Source organism: Flavobacterium sp., from assembly GCF_041392005.1.
Classification (GTDB): Bacteria; Bacteroidota; Bacteroidia; order Flavobacteriales; family Flavobacteriaceae; genus Flavobacterium.
The window spans coordinates 36,049-54,197 of the sequence record NZ_JAWKMX010000015.1 but is presented as its reverse complement, the minus strand read 5'-3'; the positions used below and the strand labels follow the sequence as shown (position 1 = coordinate 54,197).

15 protein-coding genes are annotated in these 18,149 nt (G+C 31.5%); 8 read left to right on the top strand and 7 right to left on the bottom strand.

Features of this window, described 5'->3' with window-relative positions:
• The 3 genes from R2808_RS08190 to R2808_RS08180 form a co-directional block, all read left to right on the top strand.
• On the top strand, positions 1-554 hold a 554-nt coding region (locus R2808_RS08190; RefSeq protein ID WP_371270474.1), incomplete at its 5' end, for an ATP-binding domain-containing protein.
• Positions 544-1,683, top strand: a complete 1,140-nt coding sequence (locus R2808_RS08185) for a DUF4919 domain-containing protein (protein WP_371270473.1) — start codon at positions 544-546, stop codon at positions 1,681-1,683. The genes R2808_RS08190 and R2808_RS08185, both read left to right, overlap by 11 nt.
• A gap of 66 nt (positions 1,684-1,749) precedes the next feature.
• Positions 1,750-3,027 (top strand): glycosyltransferase family 4 protein, encoded by a 1,278-nt coding sequence (locus R2808_RS08180; RefSeq protein ID WP_371270476.1) that lies wholly within the window; start codon positions 1,750-1,752, stop codon positions 3,025-3,027.
• A 66-nt stretch (positions 3,028-3,093) separates the two neighbouring features.
• On the opposite strand, the gene R2808_RS08175 is transcribed toward R2808_RS08180, so the two are convergent.
• The 3 genes from R2808_RS08175 to R2808_RS08165 form a co-directional block, all read right to left on the bottom strand.
• On the bottom strand, positions 3,094-3,804 hold the full coding sequence (locus tag R2808_RS08175; RefSeq protein WP_371270472.1) for a hypothetical protein: 711 nt from the start codon (positions 3,802-3,804) through the stop codon (positions 3,094-3,096).
• 177 nt (positions 3,805-3,981) lie between these two features.
• Positions 3,982-4,314, bottom strand: a complete 333-nt coding sequence (locus tag R2808_RS08170; RefSeq protein WP_371270471.1) for a CCC motif membrane protein — start codon at positions 4,312-4,314, stop codon at positions 3,982-3,984.
• A gap of 16 nt (positions 4,315-4,330) precedes the next feature.
• Positions 4,331-4,606, bottom strand: coding sequence for a DUF2752 domain-containing protein (locus R2808_RS08165; RefSeq protein ID WP_371270470.1), 276 nt, complete (start codon positions 4,604-4,606; stop codon positions 4,331-4,333).
• 103 nt (positions 4,607-4,709) lie between these two features.
• Here R2808_RS08165 and R2808_RS08160 point away from each other — a divergent pair, with 103 nt between their 5' ends.
• Together R2808_RS08160 and R2808_RS08155 are read left to right on the top strand one after the other, a co-directional pair.
• Positions 4,710-4,889: a hypothetical protein gene (locus R2808_RS08160; RefSeq protein ID WP_371270469.1), complete on the top strand. Its 180-nt coding sequence runs from the start codon at positions 4,710-4,712 to the stop codon at positions 4,887-4,889.
• On the top strand, positions 4,879-5,439 hold the full coding sequence (locus R2808_RS08155) for a Smr/MutS family protein (protein WP_371270468.1): 561 nt from the start codon (positions 4,879-4,881) through the stop codon (positions 5,437-5,439). The genes R2808_RS08160 and R2808_RS08155 overlap by 11 nt, the downstream gene beginning before the upstream one ends.
• Here R2808_RS08155 and R2808_RS08150 read toward each other — a convergent pair.
• Positions 5,436-5,960 carry a hypothetical protein gene (locus tag R2808_RS08150; protein WP_371270467.1) on the bottom strand — a complete coding sequence of 175 codons (525 nt, stop codon included), beginning with the start codon at positions 5,958-5,960 and terminating at the stop codon, positions 5,436-5,438. The genes R2808_RS08155 and R2808_RS08150 overlap by 4 nt on opposite strands.
• Positions 5,961-6,682: 722 nt before the next feature.
• On the opposite strand from R2808_RS08150, the gene R2808_RS08145 reads away from it, so the two are divergent.
• The gene (locus R2808_RS08145) at positions 6,683-8,521 is read left to right on the top strand and encodes an MFS transporter (protein ID WP_371270466.1); all 1,839 of its coding nucleotides are present in this window, start codon (positions 6,683-6,685) and stop codon (positions 8,519-8,521) included.
• 8 nt (positions 8,522-8,529) lie between these two features.
• The gene (locus tag R2808_RS08140) at positions 8,530-9,651 is read left to right on the top strand and encodes a cysteine desulfurase family protein (protein WP_371270465.1); all 1,122 of its coding nucleotides are present in this window, start codon (positions 8,530-8,532) and stop codon (positions 9,649-9,651) included.
• A gap of 58 nt (positions 9,652-9,709) precedes the next feature.
• On the opposite strand, the gene R2808_RS08135 is transcribed toward R2808_RS08140, so the two are convergent.
• The 3 genes from R2808_RS08135 to R2808_RS08125 form a co-directional block, all read right to left on the bottom strand.
• Complete coding sequence (locus R2808_RS08135; RefSeq protein ID WP_371270464.1) at positions 9,710-10,345, bottom strand: HdeD family acid-resistance protein; 636 nt, start codon at positions 10,343-10,345, stop codon at positions 9,710-9,712.
• Positions 10,346-10,539: 194 nt separating this feature from the next.
• The gene (locus R2808_RS08130) at positions 10,540-12,945 is read right to left on the bottom strand and encodes a thiamine pyrophosphate-dependent enzyme (protein WP_371270463.1); all 2,406 of its coding nucleotides are present in this window, start codon (positions 12,943-12,945) and stop codon (positions 10,540-10,542) included.
• 175 nt (positions 12,946-13,120) lie between these two features.
• Complete coding sequence (locus R2808_RS08125; RefSeq protein WP_371270462.1) at positions 13,121-15,934, bottom strand: aminopeptidase; 2,814 nt, start codon at positions 15,932-15,934, stop codon at positions 13,121-13,123.
• A 173-nt stretch (positions 15,935-16,107) separates the two neighbouring features.
• On the opposite strand from R2808_RS08125, the gene R2808_RS08120 reads away from it, so the two are divergent.
• Positions 16,108-18,120, top strand: a complete 2,013-nt coding sequence (locus tag R2808_RS08120; RefSeq protein WP_371270461.1) for an endonuclease — start codon at positions 16,108-16,110, stop codon at positions 18,118-18,120.
• The last annotated feature ends 29 nt before the right edge of the window (positions 18,121-18,149 follow it).

Sequence of the window (18,149 nt, the reverse complement as noted above, 5' to 3'; positions counted from 1 at the left end):
AATCAAATTTATCGGTAGGCGATTTGTTAATGGTAGTAAAAAATAATTACTTTTGGCTTAAAGAAAATGCAGAAGCAGGTTTTATTGCAAATGGCGATATTATAGAAGTTACACGAATTAAAACAATTCAAGAACTTTATGGTTTTACCTTTGCAACTGTAACTGTAAAAATGGTAGATTACCCAAATCAGCCTAACTTTGAAACGGTGCTATTGCTAGATACTATTTCTAGTGAGTCGCCCTCGCTTACTTATGAAGAGTCGAATAAACTCTATAACGAAGTAATGCAAGATTTTAGCGAAGAAAAACACCAATACCGAAAATTTTTGAAGGTAAAGAATAGTCCCTATTTTAATGCCTTACAGGTAAAGTTTTCGTACGCAATGACGTGCCATAAATCGCAAGGAGGGCAGTGGCATACTGTTTTTGTAGAGCAGCCCTATTTACCTAATGGTATTACAGTAGACTATGTGAGATGGCTTTATACTGCCATAACCAGAGCAAAAGAAAAATTATATTTGATAGGATTTAATGATGAATTTTATGAAAGTTAGAATATTTGTAATAACACTATTTTGTTTTACACTACAAGCTTTAGGTCAAATTGAACTTTGCAAACCAGATTTTGTAAAAATTCAAGCCGAAGTAACTAAAAAATCAAGTAAATACTACTTGCCAAAATTATTAGAACGTTTTAATAATCCAAATGTTAAATTATCTGAAGATGAGTTGCATTATTTGTATTTTGGTTACCGAATGGTTGAACCTTACAAAGCACTTTCTTTAGAAGAAAAAGCAAACAAATTAAAAAGATTGTCTTTGTTGCCTTGCGAAAAAGTAGTTGAATACTGTGATGAACTTCTAAAAACAGATCCGTTCGATTTAGATTATTTAAAAACCAAACATTCGTGCCAATACGAATTAACAAACAATCAAAAGCAGTCTGAAGATAATTTTAAATTTTATTACAGTATTTTTATGACTATGCGAAAAACAGGCTGCGGTACAAGAGCTTCTAGTCCTATTTACGTGCTAGACGAAAACCACATTGCCACCATAATAAACACTTTAGGTTATAAGCCGTCGGGCAATAAAAGAGTCGAAAATAATTTGTTAATTGTAGAAGTTAATAATAATTTTTTCAAAAATAACGAACTTTATTTCGATATAACTTTAATGCACCAACAAAAATTTGATGCTAATACAATGGCTTCTAAAAGTGTAACGAATACAAATAGTCAAATTGCTACTACAGAAAAAGCTACTATACAAAACGATACAACAGTTGAAAAAACAGAAAATATTACAAATGTAACCCATAATACAGCTACTACCACTGATATTGCTCAAAATAACAATTCAAACATTGTTACCAAAGTAAAAGTAAATAGCGAAGTAGTAAATGAAGTAGCAAGTAATGAAACGGTAAGTACTATTGAAGATAGTAAAGAAGAAATTGTAGAAGAAGTACTAGACGAAAGAGCTTTGCGTATAAAAGAAATTGAAGAAATAAGAGCAAAAAGAGCTCAAGAAGCAGAGGAAAGAAGATTGCTTAAGCAGCAAATGCTAAAAGAACGAGAAGAAATGCGTAAAAAACTTATAGAAGATCGTAAAAGAGAAATTGAAGAACGCAGAAAAGCAATTGAAGAAAATAGAGGTTTAGAAAGTAGTTCAGCAGAATAAAATAAAAGCAAAAATTAGTATAAAATTAAAATTGTACTAACTTAGCGTTTTTTATTTATCGAACCAATACAAAAAATACTCATCATTACTTATTATTGGCCTCCAGCTGGTGGTCCAGGAGTACAGCGTTGGTTAAAATTTGTAAAGTATTTACCCACTTTTGGTGTTCAACCCCACGTTTATATTCCAGAAAATCCCACGTATCCGCTACTTGATGCTAATTTAAAGCAAGAAGTTTCTGAAAATGCTATCATCATTAAACAAAAAATAAAAGAACCTTACGGGTTAGCATCGGTTTTTTCTAGAAAAAAAGCTAAAAAAATTAGTTCTGGAATTATTTCTGATACCAAAAAACAATCGTTTATTGAAAAAATGTTGCTTTGGGTAAGAGGCAATTTTTTTATTCCCGATGCTCGTGTACTGTGGGTAAAACCATCGGTTAAATTTCTGAAAAAGTATATACAAGAAAACCAAATTACAATTGTAATTACTACAGGTCCACCGCATAGCTTGCATCTTATCGGGCTAAGTTTAAAAAACGAATTTAATATCAACTGGATAACCGATTTTCGCGACCCATGGACAACCATTGGTTACCATAACAAATTGAAATTAAGCACCAAAGCACAGAAAAAACATAAAAAATTAGAACGAAAAGTAGTAACTACTTGCGATACAATTATTGTTACATCGCCCACTACAAAAACCGAATTCGAACAGCTTACAACGAAACCTATTTTTGTTATTACAAATGGTTATGATGTAGAGAAAATTATACAAAAACCAATGGATGAAAAGTTTACATTGGCACACATTGGTTCTTTATTATCTGAAAGAAACCCGTTAATTTTATGGCAAAGTTTAAGCGAATTAGTAACCGAGAGTAGTGTTTTTGCAGAAAAATTTCAATTAAAATTAATTGGCGCCGTTAGTACTGATGTTTTAGCTAGTATTTCGCAATTTGGATTGCAAAACTATGTAAATCAACTAGGTTATGTTTCGCATACAGAAGCTTTGCAAGAGCAACGTTGTTCACAGGTTTTGTTGTTAATTGAAATAAATTCGAAAAAAACACAATGTATAATTCCGGGCAAAGTATTCGAATATTTAATTTCTAATAGACCTATTGTGGCTTTAGGACCAAAAAATGCCGATTTTGCCACTATAATTCAACAAACTAACACAGGAAAATTCTTTACTTACGAGGAAAAACAAGCACTTAAGGCACATATTTTCGCTTTGTTTAATTTGTATTTAAAAAATGAGTTAAAGGTTTTTCCAGTAGGCTTGCAACAATATAGTAGGAAAAATCTAACCGAGCAGTTGGTTACGGTTTTAAAATAATACAAAAATCCTGCTTCACTTTCGATCCACAGGATTTTAAAAACAAACTAACCAACCAAACTTTTTTTATTTTTTGCTACGAGGAGTAGCTGTTTCTTTTTCTTCTTTTTGTATTTCAATAACTTCATCAGCATTTATTTTTGCTTTAGTCCCATCTGTTCTATAGTAGTAAAAATCGTCATCGTTATTACTTGTATCATTATAATTGTAACTACCATAATTTCCGTTTGATGGGCCATAGTAAACACCTCCGTTTTGATTGTAATTATAAACAGTACTCGAATTGTTTACAAAACCAATTATGTTTATAATTCTTCCTCTGTTATCGTAAATAATTCTAAGATTACCTACTTGTTTTAAAGCAAAACTGTTATAGCTCATATATACAGAGCCTACACGTTTTACTCGTCCGTAAGCGTCGTAATTAATAAATACATTCCCTACTCGGCGTACTCGCCCCATATAGTCGTGTTCTACGCGAACGCCCATTGGCGCAGGATTGTGGTAACGATTGGTATTGCTTCTTGGTGCTCCGTATGTAGCATTTCTTGGTTGCGAAGCAGTAGTAGTAACAGTATTAAAATCGAAATCGCCATTAGGAAAAACATAAAATTCAATTCCTCTTTCCATAAAAACGATTGGATCGGCATATCGATAATCAATCGGAGTTAGTATTCTTCGGTCTCCATCATCAAAAACCTTTTCTGATGATGCTTTTGCAATTGTAGTTCCTATTACAAGAACAAATGCACTTAAAAGTAAAGTAATTTTTTTCATTTTGCATCAATTTAAGGTTAAACTTTCAACGTGTTAATTAAAACGCTGTTGCTTGTTAGGTATAAACCAATTTGCGTGCCAAAAACGAAATAGTACTTTTTTATCTTGTTAATCAGTTGTTAACAAATAAAAAAAGAGAAGCAATTGCTTCTCTTTCTAAATAGGGTAAAATTTATTTTATTTCCCAAAAATTTCTTGAAGTTTCTCTTGTAACAGTTCAGGATCTTGTAATCCTTCCATGCCAATTACAGAAAACATATAAATAACATAAATTAAGTAAATTGCACTTACAGCAATTCCAATTATACATAAAATTCTTCCAATTTTTAAATTATTGTAATTTGAAAATTCTTGTGGATTTTGCTGGTATAATTTTAAATCGTTATTGGCTAAAACCAAACCGATAATTCCTAAAATAATACCTACAACTCCATAACAACAGCACGTTAGTATAGAAAATATACCTAAAATAAGTACAGCTGTAGCATTTGGTAATTTTTGATTCATCATAATTTTATGGTTAGTGTTAAAAAATAATTTTATAAATGTAAGAAACAACCATAATAATTGCGTTTGCAATGGCTGTTATTATAATAATACGCGTATAATTTCTGCTTTTGTCAATAAAATGTAAGCCTAAAAAAAGAAATAACAGTATAAAGGTGTAAATAGCGGGATACATTTTAAATGCTTCAACAAATTCGCCTTTCAGTAATAAAGCTATAGCACGTTGTGTTCCGCAACCTAAACACTCTATTCCAAAAATCGATTTGTTTGTACAAGGCAACATATAATCTTCCATACAAGCTTTATTACAATTACAACAAATATATTTTAACTATTTAATATTACAAAAAAATAAAGTAAAAAATTACCTTTGTATACTAACTTAAAGAAATAAAGTAATGAAAAATTTTATATATCTAATTTTTTGTTTTGGTTGTGGCATTTTAGCAGTTTATGAGCAATCGAAACCCGAGCCCAATAAATTTATAATGTTTTTATCTTTTGCTGTTTTTGTTTTTGGCATGTATAAATTAATGAAAACTATACCGAGTAAAAATACAAATAACGATGAAGAATAGTTTTACAATAGGCGATAGGGTTGCGGTACTAGACGAGGCAATAGAAGGGAAAATTATTGCTATTAAAAATAACGAGATTACAATTGAAACAACTGATTTTTTACAGATGACATATTTTGTCAACGAATTGATTAAATTGCAGAATACAAATGAGTTACATAATGTGTTTTCAAGTAAAAGTTACAGTGAAGTAATTCGAGAAAAAACGACGCAAAAAAATAAAAAAACAATCCAATTTAAGACCTCAAAAAAAGATGAATTTGTTCTGGAAGTCGATTTACATATTGAAAAATTAGTTCCTTCAACTAAAGGTTTAGAAAATTTTGATATGCTCAATATTCAACTAGATGAAGTAAAACGAAAGCTAGAATTTTGTATAAAAAACCGTATTCCAAAAATGGTTTTAATTCACGGCGTTGGCGAAGGTGTTTTAAAATCGGAAATAGAATTTTTATTGGGTCGTTACGATAACATTATTTTTCAAGATGCAAGTTACAGAAAGTATGGCTTAGGTGCTACCGAAGTATATTTTAAACAAAATAAAAATTAAAGTTGAGTTTCCCAATCGCCAAAAATGTAGCTTTCAAAGCTAAAACTATCGGCGCTACCTTCAAAATTTACGTTTAAAAAAGTAATGTTGTGCGTATAGCCTACCACAATAGAAGGATCGTTTTCATCAAAAATTTTATTCGATTCAATTTGAATTGTTCCTGCTTCGGCTTTCCATTCGTTTACAACAGTGGGTGTTGCGGGTGCCAATTCGCTACACACTTTAGCCAATGTAATGTCGCCAGAATACATTCGATAAATAATAGGAGTAGTGCTACTAACTGAAATTATTCTAGGCGTATCGCCTGTTTCTTCATTAATAAAAGCTTGGTTATAAAGGGTTTCATTTAGTTGAACAAGTAATAACTCTTTTCCTTTTACTTTAAAAAGCAAATAATTATCGCCGCATTTCTGAATTGGCTGCTCCGAAAAATTAAACGATTGCAACGTAATATCTCCATCGTCACAACTTGATAATAAAATAAAAAAAGAAAAAACGAACAAAAATGACTTTTTAAACATAACTTTTATTTTAAGCAAACATACTAAATATAAATGTTTCAGTTTATAAAGTACAGTATTTTTTTGCAATCATTTTTAAAACATATTTTGTCGAAAGTCAAAAGTCAAAAGTCAAAAGTCAAAAGTCGAAAGTCGAAAGTCGAAAGTCGAAAGTAGTTTATTTTTCATAAATCATAGTTTTTTTGTTTCACGTTTCAAGTTTCTACAAACTTGTCATTGACTCTGTCGAGTGTTCTATTTCCGTAGGAATCTCATTTTTGTTTATTTCATATTTACATTATACGGTTTACGGTTACCAGTATTTCTTATTCGTTAACAGCTAAAAACTAATGCTAATTGCTAATTAACTTATTCTCAAATTATCTAATTCATAATTCGTAATTCATAATTCGTAATTCATAATTCGTAATTCATAATTCGTAATTCATAATTCGTAATTCATAATTCATAATTCGTAATTCATAATTCGTAATTCATAATTCGTAATTCGTAATTCGTAATTCGTAATTCGTAATTCATAATTCGTAATTCATAATTCGTAATTCGTAATTCGTAATTCGTAATTCGTAATTCATAATTCGTAATTCATAATTAGGTAATAGGTAAACTGTAGCTGTTAATCGTAAGCTATTCACTAAATCAATACAAAATTAAAGCATTCTATTTTTTTTATGTAAAAAAGTTTGTTTCTTCGTAAAATAATTCAACTAACAAACCAAATTATGAATACTAATCAAACCAAAACAAACTACCCCGCATTATATACACTCATTACAGTGTTTTTCTTTTGGGGCTTTATTGCCGCAGGAAACAGTATTTTTATACCATTTTGTAAACATTATTTTAATCTGGATCAATTTCAATCGCAATTAATCGATTTTGCTTTCTACACAGCTTATTATATAGGTGCATTACTACTCTTTATTTTTAGTACGGTAAATGGAAAAGATATTGTAGGAGTATGGGGATACAAAAAAAGCATTGTATATGGTTTGTTGTTCTCGGCATTAGGCGCAGGTGCTATGATTATAGCGGTTAAGGCAAATATGTATGCAGGTATGTTAACCGGTTTGTTTATTGTAGCACTTGGTTTTTCGTTGCAACAAACAGCGGCCAATCCTTTTGCTATTTTATTAGGAAATCCTAAAACAGGTGCTAGTAGGGTAAATCTTGGTGGTGGAATTAACTCTTTTGGTACTATGATTGGCCCAATTTTAGTTGGTTTTGCACTTTTTGGAACTGCGGCTTCTATTTCAGATGAGCAAATACAACACTTAGAACTAAGCAAAGTTATTTACCTTTATATGGGAGTTGGCGTATTATTTTTAGCCGCCGCTGCTTTGTTTTATTTTTCTAAAAAAGTTCCTAGCGGTATTTCAAAAGAACCAATGGAGAAAGCTAATAAAGCGCTACTTACACTGTTGGTTATAACAGGTTTATTAATTGTAATGTTTAGCCCTGTTTTTGCTAGTTATACTACTGCCGAAGCAAAAAAAATTGTTGCTATAGAAAATAGTATAGCACCTACAACTAAAAAAATTAATAGTTTAACCGATAGTTTAGTAGTAAACAAGCATAATATTATACTATCGGAAGTCGAAAAAGCCGAAAAATCAGCTAAAATTGAAGCTGCTATTGCAAGTTTAAAAACCGAAATAAAACCCCAAACCGATGAAATTTCGAGTATTAAAATGCCTTTAGAAAAATATAGAATGTATTGGCTTACAGGGGCATTATTGGTTATTGTATGCGGTATATTTTTTGCTTACTATTCGGCAAATAAAAAAACCGAAGGTTGGGGCGCTATGCAGTATCCGCAACTGGTGTTAGGTATGCTAGCTATTTTTACGTATGTAGGTGTAGAAGTGGCTATAGGTAGTAACTTAGGCGAATTATTAAAATTAAAAGATTTTGGCGGTTTGCAATCATCTGAAATTGCTCCTTATATTTCAATGTATTGGGGTAGTTTAATGATTGGCAGATGGGCAGGCGCAATTAGCGCTTTTAATTTAAAATCGACTAAAAAAACAATTGCATTACTTGTAGTACCAATTGTTGCATTTGCAGTAATTATAGCTGTAAACACTATTTCGGGTAAAGATATGAAACCGTTGTATTATTACATTTTCTGTGTTTTCTTGCAAATAGGTGCTTTCTTTTTATCTAAAGATAAACCAGCTAGAACTTTAATTATTTTTGGCTTATTTGGCATTGCAGCAATGCTTGTAGGATTGTTTTCTACAGGAAATACCGCTATTTATGCGTTTCTGTCGGGCGGATTAGCGTGCAGTATTATGTGGCCGTCTATTTTTAGTTTATCGCTTTTAGGCTTAGGCAAATATACTTCGCAAGGTTCGGCGTTTTTAATTATGATGATTTTAGGTGGCGGTATTATTCCACCTATACAAGGAAAACTAGCCGATATTATTGGTATTCATCAATCCTACATAGTAGCTGTAGTTTGCTTTGCATATTTAACACTATTTGCTGTTTTAGTAAAAGGAATTTTAAAAAAGCAAGGTATTAATGTTGATACTATTGAAGTTGAGGGTTCTCATTAAAAATTACAATGCAAAAAATATATTTAGATAACGCCGCCACAACGCCTTTACGTGAAGAAGTTATTGTAGAAATGACTAACGTAATCCGTAATTTCTATGGAAATCCGTCTTCTACGCATAGTTTTGGGCGTTCGGCAAAAAATTTAGTGGAGCAATCAAGAAAAAGTATTGCAAAAATGCTACACGCCGAATCTTCCGAAATTATTTTTACGGCAAGTGCAACCGAGGCTACTAATCTTATACTCCATAGTGTTGTTAAAGATTTGGGTATAAAGCGTATTATTACATCTAAAACAGAGCATCATGCCACGCTACATACTGTTGCGCATTTGCAAAAAGATTTTGGTGTAGAGGTGCTTTATGTGCCTATTCTTAAAGAAGGAAATCTCGATGTTGAATATTTAACAATGTTACTTCAAGACGAAAAACCAACTTTGGTTTCACTTATTCACGTTAACAATGAAACGGGCGAAGTTTTAGATATAGAACGAGTAGGGAAGTTATGCCAAGAATATAATGCTTTATTTCATTGCGATACTGTACAATCTATAGGAAAAACCGAATTTGATTTAGCAAAGTTGCCAGTGGATTTTATAGTAGCGAGTGCTCATAAATTTCACGGACCAAAAGGTGTAGGTTTTGCATATATCCGAAAAAATACAACTATTCGTCCGATGATTTTTGGTGGCGAACAAGAAAAAGGATTGCGTGCCGGTACAGAAGCTGTACATCAAATTGCCGGCATGGCAAAAGCTTTAGAATTGGCTTATCAAGAATTAGAAACGGAGAGAAATTACATTACTAATTTAAAAGGATATTGTATTGTTAAATTAAAAGAAATTTTCCCCGAAATTAAAATAATAGGAAATAAAACGTTTTATAATCTTGTTAATGTAGTTTTACCGTTAAACGAGCAAAAAGCATCAATGCTATTATTTATGATTGATATGAAAGGAATTGCCGTTTCTCGAGGAAGCGCTTGCCAAAGCGGAAGTGTAAAACCTTCGCATGTGCTAGCTCAGTTTTTATCAGAAGAAGATCAAAAGAAACCAAATCTTAGAATTTCATTTAGCCATTACAACACTTTAGCCGATATTGATAGCTTTATTACTGTTTTAAAGGAAGTATAATTTTTTATAAACAAATAAACGGGATATGCTTGTTGTCGTATATCCCGTTTTGTATGTATTATTTCGATAAATAATCTTTTATCTGGTTTTGAACATCAGCTAATTTATCTTTTAATTCTTGTGTAATTTTTTCCGGCGTATCTTTTAATTTTTTTAATTTTAAAGCTAAATAAACACCATAACACCCAGCAAATAGTAGTGCTAAACCCGTCCAAATAACAATGCTCATTCCTGCAAACAAAGGATTCCAAATTAAAATAAATGAAAAAATTAACCCTAATACCGCTATAAGCATTAAGTTGCCCCAGTCTAGTACTTTGTAGTTTTTAAGGTCGAGAGCAAAACTTATTCCTGCAATAGAACGAAACATTAATAGGAAACCAACATAGAACGGTAGTGTAATCATTGAAATTTCTGGGTTTGCAACCATTAAAATTCCCATTAAAAGCGAAACGGAACCAAAAAATAAAACCCAACCCCAATTATCGAGCTCTTCTTTATTAGAAAGTGCAAAAATAATTTCTGAAACGCCCGTTACAATAAACGATAGTGCAAATAAAAAGGATAAAGCTAAATACGATTCTGCAGGCGATGCAAAAGTATATATGCCTAATGCGATAAAAATTAATCCACTAATTAGCGGAATGTACCAATACTTAACTGAGTTTTTAATTGTTTTAAAAAAACTTGCCATATTTTTAAAGTGTTAATTATTGCCTACTGTTTTAGGGTTTCGGCTTTCCCGTTTATAGTTATAATGTTAAAAAATTAAATTAAAGTAAGTTTTAATTCTATAAAGATAGAAATTATTATAATTTTAACATAATTTTTTAAAAAAAATACCACACTATTGGTGTGGTATTTTTATAAAGTAAATATAATTTTAACTTAATATAATGATGGGAATTTTGCAGGGTTAGCCTCATTCATAATCGCATAAACTTTTTCAAAAATATCTTCTACACTTGGTTTCGAAAAATAATCGCCATCAGTACCATAAGCTGGGCGGTGTGGTTGCGAAGTTAATGTTTGTGGCTCGCTATCTAAATAGTTGTAAGCTTTTTGGTTTTCTATAATTTGTTGTAAAATAAAGCCACTAGCACCACCAGGAACATCTTCATCTATTATTAGCAATCGATTGGTTTTTGCAATACTTTTTACGATATCGTGTTTAGTGTCGAAAGGTAAAAGCGATTGAATATCAATTACTTCTGCGCTAATACCAAAAGCTTCTAACTCATTTGCAGCTTGTTCTACTAAACGTAACGTAGAACCGTAAGAAACTAAGGTAATATCTGAACCTTCTTTTATGATTTCTACCACACCAATTGGCGTTTTAAATTCGCCTAAATTTGTAGGCATTTTTTCTTTTAATCGGTATCCGTTTAAACATTCAATAACAAGTGCTGGTTCATCAGCTTCAAGCAAAGTGTTGTAAAAACCAGCGGCTTTCGTCATATTTCTAGGAACTAAAACATGAATTCCTCGAATTGCATTAATAATCATACCCATTGGCGAACCCGAGTGCCAAATTCCTTCTAAACGATGCCCGCGTGTACGAATAATTAAAGGTGCTTTTTGCCTTCCGTTTGTTCTATATTGAAGGGTAGCTAAATCGTCACTCATTATTTGAATGGCATACAATAAATAATCCAAATATTGAATTTCGGCAATTGGTCGTAAGCCACGCATTGCCATACCAATTCCTTGCCCTAATATGGTTGCTTCGCGAATTCCAACATCGGCAACACGCAAATCGCCATATTTTTCTTGCATACCTTCTAGTCCTTGGTTTACATCGCCAATGTTTCCAGAATCTTCTCCAAAAATTAATACTTCTGGATATTTCGAAAAAAGGGCATCAAAATTATCGCGAATTATTAATCGCGCGTCAACTTCTTCGTTTGTAGCATCATAAGAAGGCAAAACTGCTTCAATCGCGCTTACATTTTGATGGGAATTAGAAAATAAATGCGAGCTGTATTTTGGTTGAATTTTCTCGGTGTATTTTTTAATCCAAGTTGCTAATTCATTTTTTCCATTTTCTTGAATGAGCAAGCGCAAAACTCTACGAGCAGTTGTTATAATATCTTTTCGTATGGGTTCTTTTATGGTAGCTAAATCGTTACTGTATTTTTCTATAAATACTTTATTAGGACTAGATGTTGCTAACGTATTTAAGAAATTAACCAATTCTTGTTGCTCGGTTTTAATTGGCGAAGTATATGCCAACCAAGCCGCTTTTTTACCTTCTAAAACTTCTTTTTTAGAAACAGTATCTATCTCGTTTAATTCTTCTTCAGTTGCAATGTTATTTGCTAACATCCATTCTTTCATTTTAGCAATACAATCGAACTCGGTTTCCCAAGTTAAACGATCTTTACTTTTGTATCTTTCATGGCTTCCTGAAGTAGAATGACCTTGTGGTTGTGTGAGTTCTTGTACATGAATTAATACAGGCATATGTTCTGTACGTGCTATTTTAGAAGCTTTTTGATAAGTTTCTACTAAATTAGGATAATCCCAACCTTTTACACGTAGAATTTCGTATCCATTTTTAGCTTCGTCGCGTTGAAATCCTTTTAATATTTCAGAAATATTTTCTTTTGTTGTTTGGTGTTTTGCGTGTACTGAAATTCCGTATTCGTCGTCCCAAACACTCATAACCATTGGTACTTGTAACACACCTGCAGCATTTATAGTTTCAAAAAACAATCCTTCAGAAGTTGAGGCATTACCAATGGTTCCCCAGGCAATTTCATTTCCTTTATTCGAAAAATTTGTAAAACTTTCTAATCCAGTTACATTTCTATAAATTTTTGAAGCTTGTGCTAAGCCTAGTAAACGAGGCATTTGACCTGCAGTAGGTGATATATCTGAACTTGAGTTTTTTTGTTGGGTAAGATTTTTCCAATTTCCATTTTCGTCTAAACTATGTGTGGCAAAATGACCGCCCATTTGGCGTCCAGCACTCATTGGGTCAAAAGCAATATTGGGATGGCCGTATAAACCTGCAAAAAATTGTTCTATGGTTAAGGCGCCAATTGCCATCATAAAAGTTTGGTCGCGATAATAACCCGAACGAAAATCGCCGTTTTGAAAAGCTTTCGCTAAGGCTAGTTGTGGTACTTCTTTGCCATCGCCAAAAATTCCAAATTTTGCTTTTCCTGTAAGCACTTCTCTACGGCCGAGTAAACTGCATTCGCGACTTACAACCGCAATTTTATAATCGTTGAGAACTTCTTTTTTAAAGTCTTCAAACGACAGTGCTTCTTTTTCTTTGGTATTACTCATAAAAAATGAATTGAATTGTACAAAAATAGTAAAATGATACTATAAAAACAATATGTAATAAAGTTCTTTTTAAAAAATTAGTAAATATTTACACTTTTAATTGAAAAATATTTATTTTATAAAGTGTTAAATTGAATTTTATTGTGTTTTGTTTAATAAAACTATTACTTTGTTGTTAAAACCATTTTCGGGTAAATAACGAAATTAAGGTTTTAGGTGATAGTGTAATTACAAATCTAATTTTTTCGTTGTAGTGTGGTTGATTTATTTCAAATCCGTTTGAAGAATAAACAGGAAAAAACAGCTCAAAATAATCGGGAACTAAATTTAGATGAATACCGCTATCGTAAACAAATTGTGGGTTTTGGTAATTGTTTTTTAACACGCCAACATCTCCATAAACCTGAATCCAGTTCCAAATGTTAAAGGCAACATTTGCGGTAGCCATCCATTGATTAGCGAAGCGTGTGTTTAATTTCGATTTAAATCCGCCTTCGGCATATACATATTGTTGGCTAAATAATCCGTTAGATTCGCTTCTGCCCAATAAATTGTGTTCGAACATATAATCGGTAGGACGATCTAATCCGAAGCTATAATAATCAGAATTAGTATCGCGATATAAAAATGTACCAGCAAAAAAGCGAAGTGTTATTTGTCTGTTATCTTCAAAAAGTTTTCTGTAATGCACTTCGGCGGCTAATTTGCCAAAATTTCCAGCTACTTGTAAATCGGTTAAAAAACTATAATGTTTTGTTCCTTCCGATTGAAAATTTCCGTATTTCGCATTAAAAATATTATAATCTTCGGTGTTTTCATCGGTTATATAAATTGATTGTTCTCGTTTTGCATAAAGTTGTTTTAGTAAAATATATTCTTTTTTGTTTGACCGAAAATCGGGGTCGCGTAAATAAAATTGAACTGTTGGGCTTAAATTTGTGTAACGCGCATTAGGCGCATAGTGAAATTCGCTTCCTCGTATGGCATATTTTACTTTGTATAGTTTTCCTGTAGTTCTAATATTATTTTCATACGATAAAGAGGCTTTACCAACCAATGAGCCCGTGTTTGGCGAATAAAATGGAGTAGCGCTAAAGGTAAACGGTTTATTAAGAAGCGATTTGTTATTAATATTCATTCCTACAGCTATGCCATCGTATAGGTTGTATTCAAATTCGGGTACATAAAAAATTTGGTTGTAGTAGGGTTCTTCTAAATCTCTAAAAAAATTGAATTTTAGTGGGCGATGGTTGAACAAAAACCCTTTTAACGATTTCCAGTTATTGCGTAAATTGTATTCGGGAATTTCGTTTAAATAATTTAATGTTATTTTATCGGCTTTATTACGATTAAAAACTAAAGTAGTATCGGTCGTAATATTGGTTATCCATTCTTTATGTACAATGCTGTCGTTTTTTAACTCGTAAAATGAAATAGGTACATTTGTTTGGGTTATATTTTTTATGGTAACAGTAACTTTTTCATCTGTTTTTTTAACTTTTCCAAATTTAAAATCGATTAAATCTCTAGAGTTTACGAGTGTTTCAAAAAACCAATCGATATTTTTTGAAGTATTTTTTTTAAGAATATATTCGAGGTCGTATTTGCTCGATTCGCATTCGCGATTATTATTTAAAAATTCTTTAATTGAATTTGCTACAATTTCATTTTCTAAATAAGAATCTAAATATTTAAAATTTAAACCAGAACGATATTTATTGGCAATTTGCTCGTTAAATTTTATGAGTTTATTTTTGGGTAAACCAACGGCTTGATCTAGATTTTTTCGAGCCATTAACATATATAAATAGTTGTATTGCTGATTAAAATCGAGATTAATAATGTTATAGGCTTTTAATATTTTTAATTTGGCAACATTTCCAGTAAGTTTCATATCGGGATAATACTGATCCATATATTGCATCATGGTATAAACTTGAATACCATCGTAAATCCAACTTTCGTTTCGGGCATTTAGTTGCAAATTAGCTTTTAGATATTTGTATAAGTAAGTTTTTAAAAACTTTAGCTCAAACATTAATTCGTTTGGAAAAGGATTTAAAAAAGCAGGCATTTGATTTAACCCATAAAAAGGTTGTCTGTCGTAATCTTCTTGTGAAACTAAAATTTTATTAGTTAAGCTACTACCAAGATTTTCTTGTGTAAAACGTGTTATTCTATCAATTAAAATAACTTTTTGTATTTCATTTATTCGTTTGTTTTCTAAATTGGTTGAAACTTCTATAAATTCGTTTGTGTAGCTTTTATAATTCGTTTCTTTATTGATAATAAGTGCTACCGATTGTATTTTTTCTCCTTCTAAAGTATAAATATTTGCATCATTTTTTATAATAGATAAATTTGTTGCAAGTGTATAATTAGTTGGTAGCTTAGTAGTAATAGTGTAATTACATAATGCGTTTGTGTTATCATCAAGGTTTTCGTTACTATATTTTATAAAACCTCTATTTTCGTATTTGCAAGGTACAAGTAAAAAATCTTTAAAATAGAGTTGGTTATCATCAAAACCATAACGTGTAAACTTATCGTTTGGAATTTTTACGTTATAAATGAGTGTTATTTTTTGAGAAGTGTAGGGCAGAATAGGAGTATGCAGCGAAAGTTCTAACAAATCTACTATTTCATTTGGACGATTCCATTGTAATTGGTTAAAATTTTCATCAATACAATTTTTTACAGCTGTGTAACCTCTATCGGCATCGGGTGCAAGATGAAAAGCTCTAACAAATTCATCGGAAAAACGTTTGGCTAAAGCAGAGCTTTTAGACGAAAACGCATTATTCCAATCGTTAAACATAATAGTACGCAATGTATCGGGCGAATTATTAACATATAAAACATCTTGTTTAATTGCAATTGTTTTTTCTTCAAAATTAATACGCGATTCTATTGTAATAGTATGTTGCGCAAATAAACTTATATGTATAAACGCGAATAAAATAATAGTATTGAAAACTTTTACTGACACTTTTTACTTTTTAAACACCACAATTATACTAAAAGTTAGGTATAAAATTCTTAAATATTAATTAAATATTACGCTATGCCTTATTTAAACCAATACTTAACAAAAAATAACAGATAATTAACCTATAAAGTTAAAAAAAATGAATATGTTTGGCTTTTAAACCAAATTTTAAGATGAATAAAAGAATAATTACCATACTATTTATAGTCTTTACATGTTTTACTTTTTCTCAAACAGTTGTTATAAACGAATTAGATTCTGATAATTCAGGTTTCGATACTACTGAGTTTATAGAATTAAAATCGTTTGATGCTGGTGGAAGTGCTTTAGCCAACTTTTCATTAAACGGATATACAATAGTTTTTTACAACGAAGGAACTGTTGCAAGTTATTATGCTATAGATTTAGATGGATTAACAACAGATATAAACGGAATAATTCATATAGGTAATAGTGCTGTAAGCCCAGCACCAGTAACTACTTTCCCTAATAGCACCATTCAAAATGGGCCAGATGTAGTAGCTTTATACCAAGCTAATAGTAGCGATTTTCCATTGGCAACAGCACCTACAACTACAGGTTTGGTTCATTCATTAGCCTATAATACAGGTACAGCACAACCTACAAACTTAATGTCAGCGTTAGGAACTACTATTTTTGTAAACGAGAATGCAAATAATGCTAAAGATACTCAGTCTATTCAGCGTAAAAATGATGGTACTTACGAAGTAAAAAACCCAACACCAGGAGCAAATAATGATGGAAGTGGAGTTGTATTTAATGAAATAACAATTTCATTAGATCAAGAGAACTATAATGAAGGCGACCAATTTTATGTAACTTTTACCACTTCGCAACCTGTTACAGGCTCTAATTTAGCTATCAATTTTTCTATAGCAAATGGTAATTTTATGGTTAATGATTACAATATTCCTTTAACAGACTTAACCCCAGTAATATATGTTGGTCAAACTTCGGCACAAGCACTTATAGTTTTAAATGATGATTCTGTTGATGAAGGTGATGAGGAAATGCTTATTGATGTGCAATCGTTACCAAGTGGATATGTTGTGAATAACGATAATATTATTGTTAGAATTTATGATAATGATTATTCCACAGATCCATGGGGAACGCCATTAAATCCTACTTATGGGCTTTGTACACCTCAAATTCCAACGGGTTATTACGATAGTTTAAACGGTTTATCAGGAGCTGCTTTAAAACAAGCTACACAAGATATTATTGCTAATAGTTCAGTAGTACGTTTACAAAGTTATGCCGATATATGGGATATTTTAAAAGAAGCCGATAGAAATCCAGAAAACAACAATCAGGTATGGACAATTTATAGAGAAATGCCTATGGCAAAGTTAGACCAACAAAATACAAGTAGTATAATAGGCAAATGGAATAGAGAACATATATTTTGCCAATCGCGTGGTGGTTTTGAGGTAGCTAATAGCGATACTGCTGATGGAATTAATGTTTGGTCGTACATAGGTGGTCCCGCTGCTACGGTAGAAGGCGTTTCCGATGCACATCATATTAGAGCTGTTAATGGTCAAGAAAATTCCTCACGAAATAATAAAAATTATGGCGAAACAGCTACTTCTACAATCTATGCAGGTCCTACAGGCACGCAAGGTTCTTGGAAAGGCGATGTGGCTAGAGCTCTATTTTATATGGCAGTTCGTTTTAACGATTTAGATATAGTTAATGGCGATCCAAGCGAAAATAATGGTTCAGATCCTTCCTATCAAATAGGCGATTTAGCTACCTTATTAAATTGGAATACACAAGATCCGTCTGATGATTTTGAAATGAATCGTAATAATGTAGTTTACAATTGGCAAATGAACCGAAATCCGTTTATAGATATGCCACTTTTAGCCGATTATATTTTTGGTTCTCATTATGGCGATGTGTGGAACGCTACTTTAACTACACCAATAGTTTCTTTAAATACTATTAAAGTGTATCCTAATCCTGCGGTAGATTATATTTATATTAACGGTTTAGAAGGTATAGCCCAAGCCGAAATTTTTACACTAACAGGACAAAAAGTTTTAGAAATTGCTTTTGAAAATGAAACTAAAATTAGTTTCGATTTACAGGCAGGAGTATATTTAGTAAAAATTACTAACGGTACAAATGAATTAATGAAGAAAATAGTAATTCAGTAAAAAAAAATCGCTTCATTTGAAGCGATTTT